General features: G+C 43.7%; 1 pseudogene. It reads left to right on the forward strand.

Going from position 1 to position 1,300, the window contains the following annotated elements:
• Positions 1-1,300 (forward strand): annotated as a pseudogene (locus A6K76_RS16300) (hypothetical protein); the annotation flags it as partial.

A 1,300-nucleotide genomic window follows, 5' to 3' on the forward strand; every position in this document is an offset into this window, starting at 1 on the left:
CCAACGGACCCAGGTACACCAGGAGAGAACGGTGAAAACCCAACAAATCCAGGTACACCAGGAGAGAACGGTGAAAACCCAACAAATCCAGGTACACCAATTGAGGAATCTTGTGAAAAAGATGTCATTGTACCAGTAACACCAGGCGTATCAATCGTTGTAGACGGTCAAACAAGCTGTATGGCAGGCGAGTTCACAGCACCAGAATTAGCAGGCGAAACTATTACGTTAACGAATGCACAAGGACAAACAGCTACTGTAAAAGTAGATGCGAATGGTGAAGCAACAGTGCCATTCATTAACGGTACATTCACTGTAACGAACGCAGCAGGCGACATTCTTGGTGAAATGGTCATTGAAGATTGTGAAGGTACATTTACATTCGTATCTCCAGCATGTACAGCGGCAATTATCGAATTACCAGGCTATGCAGCAGGCACAAACGTAACGGTAAGCAATAACGGTACGACAATGACGGTAACGGTAGAAGATGACAAGACGATCATCGTGCCATTCACAGAAGGCGAAGTAACAGTAACAGTAGATGGCAACATCATCGGTTCGGTTACATTAGTTGATTGTGAAGGAACGTTTGAACCGACAATTCATGCATGTGACTACGCAGAAGCGACGTTAGGTGAACAATATGCAGGTCAAACGGTGACATTAACATTCGGTGACGTAACAGTAGACGTAACTGTAGCGCAAGACGGCACAGTCGCGATTCCACTAGGCAACGAATTTAATGAAGCGAACAAAGATGGTGCGGTTATTCAAGTAATGGCAGCAGGTGAAGAGGTTGCGCAAATTACAATTGAAGACTGTAAAGCATTCGTGCATTCAGTGAAACCAGTTGTGCCAGAAGAGCGACCAATTGTACCGATTATTCCAATTCACCCACCGGCAAATGTAGAACCACCAGCAAAGCCGGATCCACAACCATCATGTACACAAGCATATGTGAAAGTAACAGGCGACAATGTACCAGCTGGAAGTGTAGTCAATATTTTTGGAAAAGAACTGAGCTTAAATGATATTCCAGTTGACACAAATTCAGGAACGTATGATGTATATGTTGGAGAAGAAAAAGTCGGCACAGTAACGATTGTTGATGCGGTCGATTCGAAAACATGTCCAACTGCAACATTTAAAACAGTTGAAACAGAAACAAATGGACCATCAATTCCTGAAACAAACCCAGAAGGAACAGAGAAACCTGAAACACCAGGTGAAACAAACCCAGAAGGAACAGAAAAACCAGGTGAAACGAATCCAGAAGGAACAGAGAAACCTGAAACAC

Source organism: Caryophanon latum (assembly GCF_001700325.1).
GTDB lineage: Bacteria > Bacillota > Bacilli > Bacillales_A > Planococcaceae > Caryophanon > Caryophanon latum.